This window comes from Rhizobium sp. CF142 (genome assembly GCF_000281145.1).
Lineage (GTDB): Bacteria > Pseudomonadota > Alphaproteobacteria > Rhizobiales > Rhizobiaceae > Rhizobium.
Genome location: NZ_AJWE01000127.1, coordinates 52,367 through 67,927, shown reverse-complemented (window position 1 = coordinate 67,927; position 15,561 = coordinate 52,367). Strand labels below are relative to the sequence as shown.

13 protein-coding genes are annotated in these 15,561 nt (G+C 59.0%); 10 read left to right on the top strand and 3 right to left on the bottom strand.

The window, feature by feature from the left end; translation table 11 throughout:
- The first annotated feature begins 175 nt into the window (after positions 1–175).
- The 5 genes from PMI11_RS31770 (at position 176) to PMI11_RS31750 (ending at position 6,014) form a co-directional block, all read left to right on the top strand.
- Positions 176–1,729 (top strand): ABC transporter substrate-binding protein, encoded by a 1,554-nt coding sequence (locus tag PMI11_RS31770; protein ID WP_007825708.1) that lies wholly within the window; start codon positions 176–178, stop codon positions 1,727–1,729.
- 34 nt (positions 1,730–1,763) lie between these two features.
- Positions 1,764–3,572 (top strand): ABC transporter ATP-binding protein, encoded by a 1,809-nt coding sequence (locus PMI11_RS31765; RefSeq protein WP_007825707.1) that lies wholly within the window; start codon positions 1,764–1,766, stop codon positions 3,570–3,572.
- Entirely contained in the window at positions 3,569–4,423 is an 855-nt protein-coding gene (locus PMI11_RS31760; RefSeq protein ID WP_007825705.1) for an ABC transporter permease, read from the top strand. The genes PMI11_RS31765 and PMI11_RS31760 overlap by 4 nt, the downstream gene beginning before the upstream one ends.
- Before the next feature lie 3 nt (positions 4,424–4,426).
- The gene (locus tag PMI11_RS31755) at positions 4,427–5,416 is read left to right on the top strand and encodes an ABC transporter permease (protein WP_007825703.1); all 990 of its coding nucleotides are present in this window, start codon (positions 4,427–4,429) and stop codon (positions 5,414–5,416) included.
- A gap of 115 nt (positions 5,417–5,531) precedes the next feature.
- Positions 5,532–6,014 carry a helix-turn-helix domain-containing protein gene (locus PMI11_RS31750; RefSeq protein ID WP_157179717.1) on the top strand — a complete coding sequence of 161 codons (483 nt, stop codon included), beginning with the start codon at positions 5,532–5,534 and terminating at the stop codon, positions 6,012–6,014.
- Positions 6,015–6,082: 68 nt separating this feature from the next.
- On the opposite strand, the gene PMI11_RS31745 is transcribed toward PMI11_RS31750, so the two are convergent.
- Positions 6,083–8,362 carry a PAS domain-containing protein gene (locus tag PMI11_RS31745; RefSeq protein ID WP_007825695.1) on the bottom strand — a complete coding sequence of 760 codons (2,280 nt, stop codon included), beginning with the start codon at positions 8,360–8,362 and terminating at the stop codon, positions 6,083–6,085.
- 61 nt (positions 8,363–8,423) lie between these two features.
- Complete coding sequence (locus PMI11_RS31740; protein WP_007825693.1) at positions 8,424–9,074, bottom strand: response regulator transcription factor; 651 nt, start codon at positions 9,072–9,074, stop codon at positions 8,424–8,426.
- 886 nt (positions 9,075–9,960) lie between these two features.
- Between PMI11_RS31740 and PMI11_RS31730 the strand changes: the two genes are divergently transcribed.
- Together PMI11_RS31730 and PMI11_RS31725 are read left to right on the top strand one after the other, a co-directional pair.
- Positions 9,961–10,608: a response regulator transcription factor gene (locus PMI11_RS31730; RefSeq protein WP_037072576.1), complete on the top strand. Its 648-nt coding sequence runs from the start codon at positions 9,961–9,963 to the stop codon at positions 10,606–10,608.
- Between the two features lie 20 nt (positions 10,609–10,628).
- Positions 10,629–11,045, top strand: a complete 417-nt coding sequence (locus PMI11_RS31725; RefSeq protein ID WP_162137087.1) for a response regulator transcription factor — start codon at positions 10,629–10,631, stop codon at positions 11,043–11,045.
- 6 nt (positions 11,046–11,051) lie between these two features.
- Here PMI11_RS31725 and PMI11_RS31720 read toward each other — a convergent pair whose 3' ends face one another.
- Positions 11,052–12,587 carry a PAS domain-containing sensor histidine kinase gene (locus PMI11_RS31720; RefSeq protein ID WP_007825685.1) on the bottom strand — a complete coding sequence of 512 codons (1,536 nt, stop codon included), beginning with the start codon at positions 12,585–12,587 and terminating at the stop codon, positions 11,052–11,054.
- Positions 12,588–12,901: 314 nt separating this feature from the next.
- On the opposite strand from PMI11_RS31720, the gene PMI11_RS31715 reads away from it, so the two are divergent.
- The 3 genes from PMI11_RS31715 (at position 12,902) to PMI11_RS31705 (ending at position 15,534) form a co-directional block, all read left to right on the top strand.
- Entirely contained in the window at positions 12,902–13,648 is a 747-nt protein-coding gene (locus PMI11_RS31715) for an SDR family NAD(P)-dependent oxidoreductase (RefSeq protein ID WP_007825683.1), read from the top strand.
- Between the two features lie 308 nt (positions 13,649–13,956).
- Positions 13,957–14,742 carry an alpha/beta fold hydrolase gene (locus PMI11_RS31710; RefSeq protein ID WP_007825681.1) on the top strand — a complete coding sequence of 262 codons (786 nt, stop codon included), beginning with the start codon at positions 13,957–13,959 and terminating at the stop codon, positions 14,740–14,742.
- 351 nt (positions 14,743–15,093) lie between these two features.
- Positions 15,094–15,534 carry a hypothetical protein gene (locus PMI11_RS31705; protein ID WP_007825679.1) on the top strand — a complete coding sequence of 147 codons (441 nt, stop codon included), beginning with the start codon at positions 15,094–15,096 and terminating at the stop codon, positions 15,532–15,534.
- The last annotated feature ends 27 nt before the right edge of the window (positions 15,535–15,561 follow it).

Here is a 15,561-nt window from a genome sequence, read left to right as displayed (position 1 = left end):
ATCGCCTCGCCAGCGAAAGCAGAAATATTTATGGCGCGGAATCTTCAAAGCTTTTCAGTCACACGCCGCTATGATTGTGATGATGATGGGCGTTCGATGACGATTGCGCGCTGGGCAATAGCTGCCTTGCGCTTCCGCCATCCGCGGCCGGTATGACGCAATCACGGATCACGCAATGCCGATAATCTTGTTCGCTTCGATATTCTCACGTTTCAACCAGGTTATCAGTCTTCGACTGCTTGCATTCTTGCTTGGATCGCTGATCTGCGTCGCGGCCGGTCATGCAGAAGATATCCTGCGAATTCCCTATTCGTCTGATATCGGCACCCTGGATCCGGATAATGGTTTCGAAGTCGCCGGATTGACCGCGCTGGACAACATCTATGAGGGCCTTGTCAAATACGAGGCAGGCTCGACCAGGATTGTCGGATCGCTGGCAAAGAGCTGGGAGATCTCCGGCGATGGCTTGACCTACACCTTCCACCTCGTTGAGGGCGTCAAGTTCCACGACGGCACAGCCTTGAACGCCGATGCCGTCGTCACCTCGTTCAAGCGCCGCCGCGACGGCGGTTTTGTGCAGAATTACACGCTCGCCAACATGGCGGATATCGCAGCGTCAGACAGTTCCACCGTCGTCGTCACGCTCCGGCACGCGCAGCCCTCTTTCCTGGATGGCCTTGCAAGCCCTTGGGGGCCGAAAATCATTAGCCCGGCCGCAATATCTGATCATGCCAAGGGCGATCTTGCGACGGGATGGCTGACCGACCATACAGCTGGGACCGGGCCGTTCAAATTGGTCGAGTTCAAGCGTGGCGAACATTATGTGCTCGCACGCAACGAAGATTATTGGGGCGCTAAACCCTATTTCAGCAGGGTGGAACTGCCCGTCATCCCCGACATCGGCCAGCAAATTCTCAAGCTGAAGGCTGGCGAAATCGATGGCGTGCCGACCAATTACCCCTTCGCACAGCTCGGCAGCCTGCCGGCCGATCTGGAAATAACATCCGCCCCCAGCATGACGCAGTTCGAGGCTTTCGTTAAGCCGGGATCACCGCTTGAAGATGCCGAGGTACGCAAGGCGGTTCTGACCGCAATCAATCCGAATTTTTGGGTAAGCGATGCCTTCGGGCAATATGCCCATGTCTCGAAATCGCTCTTTCCGAACATCATGCTGGAAGCGGCGCAACCGGTCCAGTTTCCGACCGATTTCGATGCTGCGAAGTCCGCTATCGCCAAGCACGGCCCTGTCACGCTCGACATCGGGCTTTATAGCGCCAATCCGAGCTATGGGCGTATCGCCGACCTGATGATCGCGCAGCTATCGATGATCGGAGTTAAGGCGACCTCCCATATCATGCCGCCGGGGGCAGCCTATGCCATGAAGGGCGATCCGACGGCTCCGGATATGTTGTTGATCATCGCCTCTCCGGATGCGGCTCATCCTGATAATCAGGCAAAGGCATTCTTCACCAAGGACGCGCCGTTGAACCTTTATGGTATTGTCCTTCCCGAAGCGGATGCAGTTGTTGCGGAGGCCGCTTCCGTGACGGATGTCTCCAAGCGAAATGCGCTTTATGAAAAGGCCGGGCAGATGTATTTCGATGCCGGCCATTTCGTCCCACTCGTCGATGTCGACGATGTAGTTGTCCATCGCAAGGGTCTGAAGGATCTCGGTCTTCGTCCAGTCTTCCCGAGAGGCAGCGTCGACTTTTCAAGTGTGAGGCGTTGATGGTTGAGCGCGGGACTCTCGGTAGGATTCATGGTTGCAATTCAACCTGCGGGGAGCTGCGGAGGCCGTGACCGGGGCTGCGCTTTCCATCGCCGATCTCAGTGTCGTCCTTCGGCGAAATGGTCGCGACCATCTGGTGCTCGACGACATCAGCTTCGAGGCGATGCCGGGCGAGATCATTGCGGTCGTCGGCGAAAGTGGTTCCGGCAAAACCACCCTCGGAGCGGCAATCCAGGGCCTGCTGCCGGCTTCCAGCGAACCTGACGTCATCGGCTCCATTCGTGTTGCCGGTACCGAGATCGTGGGTGCAGCGCCGGGGACGCTGCGGGCTGCCCGTCACGGGCTCGTTCGCGCCATTCCGCAGGATCCGATGGGTGCGCTCAACCCGACGATGACGATTCGCCATCAGCTGCGAGAATCGGCCGACGGAGACGACAGATTCATCAGGGATTGGCTGAGCCGGGTCGGACTTTTGGATGCGGACGCCATACTCGATGCATTCCCGCATCGCCTATCGGGCGGGCAGCGCCAGCGCATCCTGATCGCAATGGCGCTGATGGCGCAGCCGCAGGTCCTGATTGCCGATGAATCGATCACGGCGCTCGACTTCGCCCTGCAAAGCAAGGTTCTCGAACTGCTGCGCAAGGTGGCGCGGGAGCAGCAGGCCACAATACTTTTCATCACGCATAATCTGACCGCTGCAGCATCGCTCGCCGATCGCGTACTCGTGCTCTACCGGGGGCGCATCCTGGAGATCGGCAGAACCGGCGATGCCCTGACCCATCCCGGCCATCCCTATCTGGCCGGCCTGCTTGCGATCCAGCTCGATTGTGATGCGGATCGCCAGCGCTCCTTGCCCACTCTGCCGGCGGAGCGACTGAGCCTTGCCGATCCTGAGCATGTTTGCTGCTATGCCTCCCGGTGTCCCGTCATCAGGGACAAGTGCATAACCAGTCGGCCCGAACTCATGTCACTTTCGGCTACCGGACACACTGCCGCCTGCTTCTTCCCTGACTTGGCGCAATCCAGCGCACGTGAGTATCGCTCCACGGAAGTCTGGCCAACCGTGGCAACAGCAAAACCGGTGGAGGTGCTGCGACTGTCCGATGTCAGCAAAAGCTTCACGTCGACTGTCGGTCTGTTCGGCCGGCGCCGGCAGCGGAAGGTGCTGGACTCGGTCAATCTATCGGTCGGGCTTGGTGAATGCGTCGCTCTGCTCGGCGAGAGCGGCGCGGGCAAATCGACGATCCTCAGGCTCGCGGCCGGGCTTCTGTCGCCCGACAGTGGCGAGATTGTCCGGATCGACGATGCCCCACAGGTTGTTTTTCAGGATACGGTTGCCTCGCTTACACCCTGGCTGACGATCGGTGAGCAGATCGGCGATCGGTTGCGGCCTCTCGGTCTCGGCAAGAAAGAGCGTCTCGACAGGGTCGTCGAAGCGTTTGAGTTGGTCGGCCTCGATGAGGGCCTGATGTCTTCGCTGCCCGCCAGCCTCTCCGTCGGTCAATGTCAGCGCGCCGTGCTTGCCCGCGCGATCGTCGTGCCGCCGAAACTCTTGCTCTGCGACGAGCCGATCAGCGCGCTCGACGTATCGCTTGCTGCCACCACGCTGAACCTTCTCGGAGAGATCAGGCGGCGGCTCGGCATGGCGGTGCTGTTCGTTACCCATGATCTGGCCGCCGCCAGAATAATCGCCGATCGTATCGCCGTGCTGGGAGAGGGCAGGGTGGCGCAGGAAGGAGATCCCGACACAATAACTGCCGGCTTCAATCCTCTGTCGATGAACGCCGTTGTTGCCTCGATATCGAGAATGCATGCGAGCACGGGCGGGCAGGACACATGAACGTTCCGGAACTCCTCCCCGAGGAGCGGCTCGTCCGCTGGCCCGTCATCCTTGGGCGCATCGGCTGGATCGATCGGATCGGGGTGTTCGGAGCGATTGCTATCACGATCATCGCCCTGTTCGCGACGTGGCTGACGCCGTTCAATCCACAGCTTCGCGTTGCCGCCGCTTATCTGCCGCCTTCGTGGGAACACTGGTTCGGGACGGATGAGATCGGGCGCGATCTTTTTTCGCGCATTGTCCTCGGTATCCAATATACATGGCTGCCTGCAATTGTCCTCATTCTCGTCAGCCTGATCGTCGGTGGATGCATCGGCATGATCCCCGGCCTTGTCAGCCGTAGGCTCGACATGCTGGCGCAATGGCTGGTCGACTTTTTCCTCGTCTTGCCGTCTACACTTGTGGCTCTGGCGGTGATCGCAACGCTCGGCGCGGGGCTGACCAATACGATGATAGCGATCGGCATCGCCTGGTGGCCCTGGTACGCGCGTATATCCCGCGACGAATTGCGCCGACTGAACGCCCGCCCGCATGTGGAGGCTGCAAGAATTGCCGGCATCGGCGGCCCACGCCTGCTGCTGCGCTATATCCTTCCCGGTGCCATTCCGGCGCTGCTGGTCGCCGCGACGCTTGATGTCGCCAACGTGATCATGACGATGTCGCTGATGTCCTTCATCGGGCTCGGCCAGCCGGCGCCGGCACCCGAACTGGGGGCAATGACATCCCGTGCGCTCGATAGCCTCTCTGCCTATTGGTGGCTTCCGATGTTGCCGGCGGCGGTCATTTTCCTCATCTGCCTCTTCGCCAATCTCGCAGGAGATGGTCTGCGGACTGCATTGCGAGGGGCCTAGAATATGCTGGTCTATTTCCTCAGGCGCATACTGGGTCTGGCTGCCGTTCTCCTGACGATGAGTTTTGCGGTATTCTGCCTGCAAAGCATCATTCCCGCCGACCCCGCTCGCGCCATCGCCGGGCCGCTCACACCTCTGTCAAAAGTGGATGCGCTTCGCCAGCAGTTCGGCCTCGATGATCCCATCGTCGTTCAGTATGGGCGGTTCCTGTCGCGGCTTGCGCAGGGCGATCTCGGGGCCTCGGTCCGGACCCGTCAGCCGGTGGCCGCCGACATCAGGCAATATTTGCCTGCATCGCTCGAATTGTTATTCGCGGCTCTCTGCATCGGGCTTTTGTTGGTAGGTATTCTCGCGGTGCTGCCTCATATTGTCGGTGGCTCCGGCGGGCTGCGGCTTCTCTTCATTGCGGCAGGTTCGGTGCCGATTTTTATGTCCGCCTTGCTTCTGGTCTATGTCTTCTGGTTCCGTCTCGGCTGGCTGCCCGGGTCGGGCAGGATGAGTGATGCTGATTTCGCCGGCCCAACCGGCTTCAATCTCATCGATACGCTGATCAGCGGCAGCGGCGACCTCAGCCTGGATGCAATCCGGCATCTGCTTCTGCCTGCTTGCGCTTTGGCACTGCCGATCGCCGTCGCGGTGGGGAGAAGTCTCAACAGCGCGCTGCGCGAGGTAATGCAGCAGGCCTATATCGGGACTGCGCGGGGGAAGGGGCTTCGAGAGACAGCGGTGGTCTTGCGCCATGGTCTTCGCAACGCCGCCTCGCCGACTCTGGCGATGATCGGTCTGCAGATCCGGCTTCTGTTCGGCAACCTGCTGATCGTCGAGCTTGTCTTCGGGTGGCCCGGCCTCGGGTTCTATATGGTCCAGTCCCTAACCAGCGCCGATCTTCCGGCCGTTCTCGGCGTCACCATCGTTCTTGGAACCTTCTATATCCTCGTGAACATCATCGTCGAAATCCTGCAGACGCTCGCCGATCCGCGTATCGAGCTCTAACACGCCTGAAACCTATCCCTTCGGCGTAGTGCGCTAGACCTCAATCTTATGGATTTCCCGGACGATCAGAGTTCATCTGGATATGGCGATCCCGCCAGCTGCATGGGGCGGTCTGATGGATGATGAGATCAGGTTGAAGCAAGGCGTTTCGGTGGTATCCCAATGCTGTCATTCGTCCGAATCGCGTGTTCGGTCGCAGGCCTCAGAGGTAAATATTCCGGAGAAGAGCGGCCGCAGGACTGGGCTCAGCAACTGGCAGGTCAAACGCGTCACCGACTATGTCGATGCAAGGCTGGAAGGGCCAGTTCGCGTCGACGATCTGGCGGCTGCGGCAAAGCTTAGCCCTGGCCATTTCCGCCGCGCCTTTTCGATCAGTTTCGGCATGTCGCCCTACGCCTTCGTCATGCAGCAGCGGATCGAACGCGCCCGGACATTGCTGCTCGCCTCCGAGCGCGAAATGGGTGATATCGCCTTTGCTTGCGGCTTGTCGGACCATGCGCATTTCAGCCGGCTGTTCCGGCGTTTCGTCGGAACGACACCCAGCCAATGGCGGCATCAACTCGCGAGGCAAAGCGCCTCTCAAGACGGCATCCGGTAGTCCGGATCACCTTTCGCCACGATCAACCGATCCGCGAGAACCAGTCGTGCTGCTGGCGTCGCTACCGGTCATGCTGACAGGGATTCGAGTTCCCTGATCGGCGGCCTGATGTGGAATTCGCGCGGTGCCGGCTTGGCCTGAAGGTCCCGCAACGGCAGGCTGAACGTGATCGATGCGCCGCCGCGAACGCCATCCTCGGCCCACAGTCGTCCCCCGTGGGATTCGATGATGGAGCGGCAAATCGCAAGGCCCATGCCCATTCCGTCCTGCTTTGTCGTATAAAACGCCTCGAAAATTTTCTCGGTGTCGCTGATCCCGGTACCCCGGTCGCTCACCTCCACCTCGACCGTAGCGTCGTCCCGCAGCCTGGACTCGATTTTCAGGGTACGGGCTCTGGGCTCGATATCGTGCATCGCTTCGATGCCGTTGCGGATGAGGTTGAGTATTACCTGCTCTAGCTGGACATGGTCCGCGCTGGTGACAGGTAGACAAGGGTCGAGATTGATATCGAGCTTCACCTTGTTGGAGGTGAGCTTGTCGGCGATCAATTCGCAGGCATCATTGATCAGATTGTTCAGATCTACGGCGGTTCTGGGATAGGCGGTCTTGCCGAACAGCGCCCTGATGCGGCTGACCACTTCGGCGGCCGCATCAGCATCGCGCACGATCCAGTCGGCGGAACGTAGGGCGCGTTCGAGGTTCGGCGGTTCCGCGCTCAGCCATCGGCGGAACGCGTTCGCATTCGCGACCACCGCCTGCAGCGGTTGATTGAGCTCATGCGCAATCGAGACGGAAAGTTCGGACATGCTGGCGGCGCGCAATGCCCTTGCCAGTCTCTCGTCGGACTGGCGCAGCGCCTCCTGCGCACGAACCTCATCATCGATGTCGAGATTAACGCCATACCAGCGGATGATCTTGCCGTTTTCGTCGCGCAGGGGTTCAACGCGCGAATCCATCCAGCGGTATTGACCATCCCTATGGCGAAGCCGGCCTTTGTGGTTGAGAGGCTGGCCCGTCGCAATGGCGTTTCTGAATGCCTCTGTGACCGCGGCGCGGTCTTCGGGGTGGACCAGCTCCCCCCGGGCGGCGACGTCTTTCGGAGTCTTCGAGTGAATCGCGCCTTCATCGAGGCCAGCCCATTCGGAGAAGCGTTTGTTGAAATAGCAGGGGAGCCCCTCGGGCGTCATCAGCCAGATCAGTGACGGCACCGTATCGACGATCAGACGCAATTCTGCTTCACGCTCACGCGCAGCTTCATGCGCTTCCATTTCGTCATGGATGTCGAGGCAGACGCCGTACCACTGAATGATCTGACCGTCAGCGTCGCGCAGTGGCTCCGCCTTGCCGTCGATCCAGCGATAGACGCCATCGAACCGCCGCTGCCGGTATTTAAGCGCGAAGCGTTCGCCGGTTTCAAAGGCCTGCGACAGGCTCCTCTGGAATAGTACTCGGTCTTCGGGGTGAATGGCCTCGATGATCGCCGTTGCGAGCCTCTTTGTGTCCGCGGGATCGTTGCTCGCAAGCGAAATCCCGGTCCAGCGCATAAGCGGCTTGTTGATATAAGAGGTCTCGCCGGCGGAGTTTGCGCACCAGATGAGGGCTGGCACCGTATCGATCATCTGCTGCAGTTGCTGCTGGCTCTCCCTGAGGGCAGCTTCCGCCTTTCGTTGATCGTCGATGTCGACCGAGGTCGCGAACCAGGCGGTGATGCGGCCTTGTTCGTCACGCGACGCGATAGCGGAATCGCGCAGCCATCGGTAGGTTCCATCGGCGCGCCGGACCCGCTGTTCTTCGAAGATCGGCTCTCCGGTCCTGAGACTGTGCTCCCATCTTGCCATGCATCCTTTGACTTCGTCGGGATGGACGAAAAGGCTCCACCATGAATGGTTGTCGAGCTTGGCGATCCTGCTCATTTCCTCGGCACTCACGCCGACAAAATCGAGCGCTTTCGGATTCAGGAAGCGCAGTCGGCCGTCGGGATAGGCCGACCAGCCGAAGCCGGGAATGTCTTCGATATTGGGCTGGATATTCTTGTAAACGCGGTCGAAGAGGCTCTGCGGCTTGAAAACGTTGATGAAAAACCAGAGCGCGGTGGCGCAGCAGGCGAACATGACGACCCGGGTCTGTTCGTTATTGCCGAAATTGGCGGGGGAGAGAACGACAGCCGCTGTCAGCAAACAGCCGATGAGCAGCACGGCCAGACCTGTGCGCCAGCTTGTATAGAGCCAGATGGCGACCATTGCGACGAGAATGCCGGAGGGATCCGCGAAAAGCCCTGCCAGCAGGATGCCGCTGCCGCCAATAGCCATGGCCGTGACGATCCGTTCTTTTGACGATGTCAACTGCATGGAAGTCCTCTTTGCTTTTTCTGTCGTTACTCTTTCCGTGACCTAGCGCTGGTGGGTAATTTCAGCCATCGCTCGTTCGAACATGCGAAGGCAGCGCCTGCCAGACATTGAAAAGCTGCGCCACCGAACTGACCTGCATTTTCTTCATCATATTGCTGCGGTGAAGCTTCACGGTAAATTCGCTGATCCCGAGGGAGAAGGCTATCTGTTTGTTGACCGCGCCGGAGACGACCAGTTTCAGAACCTGGCGCTCGCGTATGGTGAGGGTTTCAAACAGGGAAACGTATCGATCGGCTGCAGACAGCGCGTTCCTGCGGCTGACATCGGTGGCAATGGCTTTGGACACGGCATCGAGAAAGGTCTGGTCTCGCACAGGTTTGGTCAGGAAATCCTGCGCCCCGGCCTTCATCGCCTGCACGCTCATCGCGATATCGCCATGCGCCGTCAGAAACAGGACGGGTGTCGTGACGCCATTTCGGGTCAGATGATGCTGCAGGTCCAGACCGCTGATGCCGGGCATACGGACATCCAGCACGACGCAGCTCGGGCGGTCGGGCAGCTTTGCTTCGAGAAATTCCCGGCCCGATAAAAATGTCATCGCGTCGATGCCGACCGAATTCAGCAGGTTCTCCAGAGCCGCGCAAACGGTCGCATCGTCATCAACCAAAATCGCGATCGGACTTTTCGACCCCTTGGAGGTGGTCACCCCCATGCATGATCCTCCATTGCCAGCAGACATGCCGCTTCCCTGAACCGCATGAGGATACAGTTACAGGCGAGGAAATTGAAGGAGGGGGTGACTAAACCAAATATATATGTCGAAGTGCATTTTTATACTTCTGGTTTCTTGTGGCTTCTCTTTCTACCTTTGAGGGAGTGAAGCCTTGCTGAAACGCGCCTCAGTTCAGCTAGCGAGATGCAACCCTGAATGCCGTCGGCCGATGCTGGAGCGATACGGCCAGCGTTTCACCATTCACGACAAAATATGCGACCTTCGGTTCGGCTTGCGATGAGGAGGATGTCGCGAGCGGCACGTAGATTTTCGCGGACGCCTTGGGCGCCGATATCGCTCCATAGCCGAGATACACCAGTATCCCGATGATCAGGCCGCCGATGACCAAAAGCGGAAACCTCGGCATCTCGAGAGGCCTGTACGGAGAGCTTGGGTCATGCCTCATGATCATCGCCTTTGATCGATCTTCGACATGATCAGCTTACAGGCGGTTTGCGGGCCGGGGAGCTATACCAAGGTGTGCGCAGGGACAACGAAGGTGTGTCTTGTGATAGTTCTGCACGGGTGTATCGAGCTTGGGTCGCCCGACGCATCTGTCGGAACTACCTGTTTGCAATTACGAGAGAATTTGACAGACCTTTGGATCGATCTTTCCGCCCAACCTAGACCCTTGGCGTATTTTTGTGATGGGCCCCGCGTGGTAGTGTGACAGGCAGGTTACCGCGTCGCGAAGCGCAAGTCCGACGTGGGCCTTTGGCGGACGGGAATCCCTTCATGAATGCTGCCGAACGAGGCAGTGTCAAATTGGCCGCGATGCGGCAGTAGGGGAGATATGCAAAGCCGTCGTTTGGAGGCGCAGAAAGCCATGACGATCGATCAAGTCAGCACGAGGGACGAACCGGTTGTCTGTATCGTTGACGACGAAGGCCCTGTCAGGGCCTCGCTGGTAGACCTTTTCGAGTCGGTGGCGATGAAGGCCATCGCATTCGAGAGCGCTTCGGATTTTCTGGAGCGCTGCGATATGGGGCAGGCGGGCTGCATTCTTTTGGACGTGCGGATGCCCGGCATCAGTGGCCTTGACTTCCAAGACCAACTCGCCGCCGCCGGCAACACCATGCCCATTATCTTCATGTCGGGTCACGGAAGTATCCCCCTGACCGTAAAGGCGATGAAGGCGGGAGCAACGGATTTCCTGATCAAGCCGTTCGCCGGCAGCGCCGTCATCGCCGCAGTTGGCGAAGCGATCAGGCGGGATGCAGAGAACCGGAAAGAGGCCGCTATCCGCGCCCAGGTGCAAAGCTGTGAAGCCAGGCTTACTCCGCGCGAGCGGGAAGTCTTGCATTATGTCGCAGCCGGATTGATGAACAAGCAGATTGCACATGAGATGCAGATCAGCGAAATCATGGTGAAACTGCATCGGGGACGAATGATGAAAAAGATGCAGGCAGGCTCCCTTGCGGAGCTTGTCCGCAAATTTGACATGTTGAAACCGGATCTCAAACTGTATCAGTAACCTGCGCGGCGCCTAGCTCATTGCCCGAAAAGAAGAATTGTACTGACGCAATGGCAAGTTCCTCCAATCAGACTGTCGCTGTCGTTGATGACCATCGCTATCTCAGGGAATCCCTCAAGGACCTGCTCGAAGCGGCCGGTTATGAATGCGAGCTCTACGAGTCGGCCGAGAGATTCCTGAACGAAAAAGGTTATTCGCTCGTTGATTGTATTCTTGCCGACGTCAGAATGCCGGGAATGTCCGGCGTCGAGATGCTCCAGGCATTGAGCAGGATGCCATCCCACCCGCCGGTCATCATCATGACTGCGCACGGGGACAAAGACGTCGAGGCCGCTGTCTTTCAGGCGGGCGCAATCGCCTTTCTAAAAAAACCCGTCAATGCCGACTTGCTCATGTCGTGGCTGGAGCGCGCGATCAGCGAGTATCGCGCAGGCTAGTCGTCATCATGCGTGAGCGGCCTGTTCCACTTCAACCGGCAGGGTAAAGACGAACTTCGCTCCGTGCGGGTCGGCTTGCTCAACGCTTAACCGCCCGCCGTGAGATTCGACGATGGAGCGGCTGATTGCCAGCCCCATTCCCATTCCTTGGCCTTTTGTCGTGAAGAAGGGCTCGAATATTCTATCGGGGAATTCGACGCCCGGGCCGCGATCGCTGATCTCTATCTGCACGGTATCTGTCGCACGGCGGGCGCGAATGTGCAGAACGCGGTCATCACCAGCAGAATCCATGGCCTCCAGGCCATTGCGGATAAGATTGATCAGGACCTGTTGGACCTGGACCCGATCGAAGGCGATCGGCGGAAGGTCGCGCTCGAGCTCGATATCCATGCGCACGCGCCGCCGCATCGCTTCCTCGGCCATGAGGTCGCGCGCTTCTCTGACCACGCTGTCGAGCGCGGCGTAATCTCTTGACGCTTCGGAGCGTTTGAACAAAGCGCGGATGCGGCCGACGACTTCGACGGCCGAATGGGCGCTTGCCGAGATGCGCTCAACTGCTTTCTGCGCCCGTTCGATATTGGGCGGTTCGGCCGAAAGCCAGCGCAGGCTGACATCCGAGCTTGATATGACGGCCGCGAGCGGCTGACTGATCTCATGGGCGATCGAGGCGGAAAGCTCGGCAAGGCTCGCCGCCTGGCTTGCACGCGCGAAGTTCTGCTGGGCGAGGCTCAAAGCCTCCTGGACGCGAACCTGATCCTCGACATCGATGGACAGGCCGTACCATTCCACGATCGCACCGTTTCTATCGCGAAGTGGCTCGAACCGGCCTTCTGTCCAGTGGAACATACCGTTCGGTCCGCGCCGTCTGTATCGCATCGTGAAAGGCTCGCCCGCCCGGATGCAATGCGCGGCCCTGCGCTGCACCTCAGGGCTATCCTCGGGATGGACAAGTTCCTGCGCTGCCCGTGCAAATTCCTCGAAATTCGCTTTGGAAAGGCCCAGTTCCTGCATATAGCGCCTGCTGACGTAGGAGAGCTCGCCCGCCGGTGTCCAGCTGCAGATGTGCACCGGCAAGGCATCGATAAGCCGCTGAAGGTGCCGTTCGCTGCGTTGCAGCGCCTCTTCGGCGTGGACCTGATCGTCGATATCGTGGCAGAGGCCATACCACTGGCTGATGCGTCCATGCCGGTCGTGTATCGAATCTGCGCGGCTCGACATCCAGCGATAGACGCCGTCGTAGCGACGCAGCCGGTATCGTGTGGAAAAGCTTTCGCCGGTGGCGAAGCAATGATGGAGCGCGCCCCTGAAGCCCGCGGCATCATCTGGATGGATCGCCATCTCGATCATTGCATCCAGCCGGCTCATGCCCGGTAACCGTAAATCGGCAATATCCCGACCGAGGTAATCGATCATCTGTTCGTTGAAGAAAATCGGCTCGCCGTCTGCTGTCAGCCGCCAGATGTGAGACGGCACCCTATCGACGAGTTCGGCGAGCGCCCGTTCCCGTTTGCGCAATGCCTTGACGCTCCGGCTGACGATCATCCCCTGCTCCTGATGACACTTGCGTCTCAACAGGCTGAAATGCCTGCAGCAGGATTTATCCTACGATACAGCGGAAAACGAAAGCAATTCATACGGGAACGACGCGTCTTGGCTGCCAGTCGCTGCCGATCTGCCTGGAGGTCGTCGCGCCGGATGACGAACTGGATGTGTTCATCCGCAAGATGGGTTTCGTGATAGACGATCGGCCGCGCCCGCTCATTTGTCTGTTCCAGGCAAAGTTCCTTGTCCTTGGACCCCGCTAATAGAGGCCGATGCAACTGTTTATCTCCTGCGCGTCAACAAGGAGAATTCAGATGCCAAGCCTAAAGGACAAGGTGGCCATCATCACCGGTGGCAATAGCGGGATAGGAAAAGCGACGGCGCGGCTTTTCGCCGAGGAGGGGGCGAAGGTCGTCATCACCGGACGCCGCCAGGATGTCGTCGATGAAGCGGTTCGGGAGATCGGCAATGGGGCAATCGGAATTTGCGGCGACGTCGCCAGCATCGATTACCATCGCCGGCTCGCGGCTGAGGTGACGGAGCGCTTTGGCACCATTGATGTCTATATGACCAATGCCGGCATCATCAATCTCGCGGCGTCAGAAACGGTCAGTGAGGTCGAATACGACCAGCATTTTGCGGTGAATACGCGTGGTGTCTTCTTCGGTGTTCAGACCATCGCTCCGCATATGCGCGATGGCGGAAACATCATCGTCACGAGTTCTCTGGCCGGGACGAAGGTTTTGCCGAACCACACTGTTTATGCCGGTACCAAGGCTGCGCTCGCCGCATTTGCCCGCAATTGGGCGATCGAATTCAAATCGCGCCGGATCCGCGTCAATATTCTCAGCCCCGGTCCTGTCGAGACCGAGATTCTGGGAAAACTCGGCGTCAGCGAAAGCAACCGCCCGCAGTTCGAGCAGCAGATGGCGGATCTTATACCGGCGGGACGTCTCGGGCGCCCCGAAGAACTGGCTCAGGCCGCGCTCTTCCTTGCGTCGGCGGGCACTTTCGTGAACGGAATCGAGCTCCACGTCGACGGGGGCATGTGCGTGGCCTGACGCAAGGGTCGTCAGATTTTCGCGCGGCCGGCTCGTATGCCGGCCGCAGCAATCTCTTGTCCCGAAGATGGCCCGTGGGCGGAGTCCTGTGTCGGTACTGATCGGAAAGTCTTAGAACGGAGGTTTGGGTTGTTGCAGAACGCTCGCCAATACAACGATATGGCTGCTCACATTGGCGATCGCGGTATCTGGCCTGACGTCCGAAACGTCCTTCATCCAGCTGCTCGTCACCAGTTGAACAAAAAGTGACTCGGCATATGAATTGCGTCATCTTAAATTGTGCGCAATTCAATAAAGGAGACCAACCGATGCATAGAATCTTGAAATCCGTATTCGCACTCGGCGCACTGGCAGTTCTTGCCGCCCCTGCAGCCGCTGAATCTGCAAAGCCGACGGTGGTGCTCGTGCATGGCGCCTTTGCCGATGCATCGAGCTGGAATGATGTCATCGCTCGTCTGGAAAAGGATGGTTATCCGGTTGTCGCCGTTGCCAATCCGCTGCGCAGTGTAAAGTCCGATGGTGATTATGTCGGCCGCATAGTCGCCGGTATAAAGACCCCGGTCGTTCTCGTTGGCCATTCCTATGGCGGTTCAGTCATCAGCGAGGCTGCTGCGGAGACGAAGAATGTCGAAGCACTGGTCTATGTCGCTGCCTTTGCCCCTGACAAGGGCGAGTCCGCCGCCGACCTCTCGGGCAAGTTCCCCGGCAGCACTCTGGCGCCGACGCTTGCAGAGCCAGTGGCATTGGAAAATGGCGGAAAGGATCTGTACATCCAGCAGGACAAGTTTCATGAGCAATTTGCTGCTGATGTGCCGGCAAAGACCGCAAAGCTGATGGCCGCAACCCAGCGTCCGATCACCGAAGCGGCCTTGACCGAGGGAGCGCCCGGTGCGGCGTGGCAGACCATTCCTTCCTGGTTCATCTATGGTGATGCAGACAAGAACATCCCTGCCAAGGCCCTCGGCTGGATGGCAGAGCGCGCTCGCTCCAAGGAGACCGTTGTGGTCAAGGGTGCCTCCCACGTCGTAATGGTTTCTCATCCCGACAAGGTTACGAAGATCATCGAGGACGCGGCTTCCGCCAAGCAACGCTAAAACTTCATCTTGTTCTTGAATGGGCTCCGTCCTCGTTGGCGGAGCCCAAATGCTGTTGTCGGTGTGGCCGAAGCGGTAAACAATCTGAAATTGTTTAGTTTGATGCCACTGCAGCGTTTTTGTGCAGATACATAGAAAGTGTCGGCCGTGTTGCGAATGCACCAGCGGTCGTTCCCGGCACGCCGATCGATGGCGCGCTTCGGTCCTGCCTCGAGGATGCCGGCCGCCGACTTCCAGCCGCTTTCCTCTGCGTTTCAGCGGCCTATCACCTTCGGCTCCCTAACCTTGGTTTGGGAAGTAAGCCTTAGCCTTGGATGTTAATTTCAGGCCCGCTTATCCAAGGAGGTTGCGATGCAGGTCACGAAATTCATTGTCTACGTTATGGTCGGTTTCAACATATTACTTGCCGGCTGGCTGGCCATTTACATGCTCTACGATCCCGAAAGCTGGTATTATTTTGTCCCGGGCGTCACGGATACCGGGATGTACAACCAGCATTTCATTCGCGATATCGGCATCATCCAGGGCTTCATCGCGCTTGCATTTGCCTTTGGCGCCTGGAAGCCGAGCCGACGGGTCGAGCTCTGGGCCGGTGCGACGCTCTGGCTGATCGCGCATGCCACCTTCCATCTTTGGGAGGTCGCTGTCGGCATCTGCTCTTCGTCGGTGATCCTGCGGGATTTCCCGGCGATAAGCCTGCCCGCGATCTTCGGGATACTCGCGACGCTCTGGGCAATTCAACAGACCATTGCCTCCTCGAGCCGGCAGGCAGTTGCAGGAATTCGCGTGTAACGCGGATGCGTTAGCCAAAGCGGAAAG

Excerpts from the sequence above, each read along its gene's own strand:
- PMI11_RS31770 (WP_007825708.1), top strand. The coding sequence starts at position 176 with ATGCCGATAATCTTGTTCGCTTCGATATTCTCACGTTTCAACCAGGTT.
- PMI11_RS31760 (WP_007825705.1), top strand. The coding sequence starts at position 3,569 with ATGAACGTTCCGGAACTCCTCCCCGAGGAGCGGCTCGTCCGCTGGCCC.
- PMI11_RS31755 (WP_007825703.1), top strand. The coding sequence starts at position 4,427 with ATGCTGGTCTATTTCCTCAGGCGCATACTGGGTCTGGCTGCCGTTCTC.
- PMI11_RS31750 (WP_157179717.1), top strand. The coding sequence starts at position 5,532 with ATGGATGATGAGATCAGGTTGAAGCAAGGCGTTTCGGTGGTATCCCAA.
- PMI11_RS31745 (WP_007825695.1), bottom strand. The coding sequence starts at position 8,362 with ATGCAGTTGACATCGTCAAAAGAACGGATCGTCACGGCCATGGCTATT.
- PMI11_RS31740 (WP_007825693.1), bottom strand. The coding sequence starts at position 9,074 with ATGGGGGTGACCACCTCCAAGGGGTCGAAAAGTCCGATCGCGATTTTG.
- PMI11_RS31730 (WP_037072576.1), top strand. The coding sequence starts at position 9,961 with ATGACGATCGATCAAGTCAGCACGAGGGACGAACCGGTTGTCTGTATC.
- PMI11_RS31720 (WP_007825685.1), bottom strand. The coding sequence starts at position 12,587 with ATGATCGTCAGCCGGAGCGTCAAGGCATTGCGCAAACGGGAACGGGCG.
- PMI11_RS31715 (WP_007825683.1), top strand. The coding sequence starts at position 12,902 with ATGCCAAGCCTAAAGGACAAGGTGGCCATCATCACCGGTGGCAATAGC.
- PMI11_RS31710 (WP_007825681.1), top strand. The coding sequence starts at position 13,957 with ATGCATAGAATCTTGAAATCCGTATTCGCACTCGGCGCACTGGCAGTT.
- PMI11_RS31705 (WP_007825679.1), top strand. The coding sequence starts at position 15,094 with ATGCAGGTCACGAAATTCATTGTCTACGTTATGGTCGGTTTCAACATA.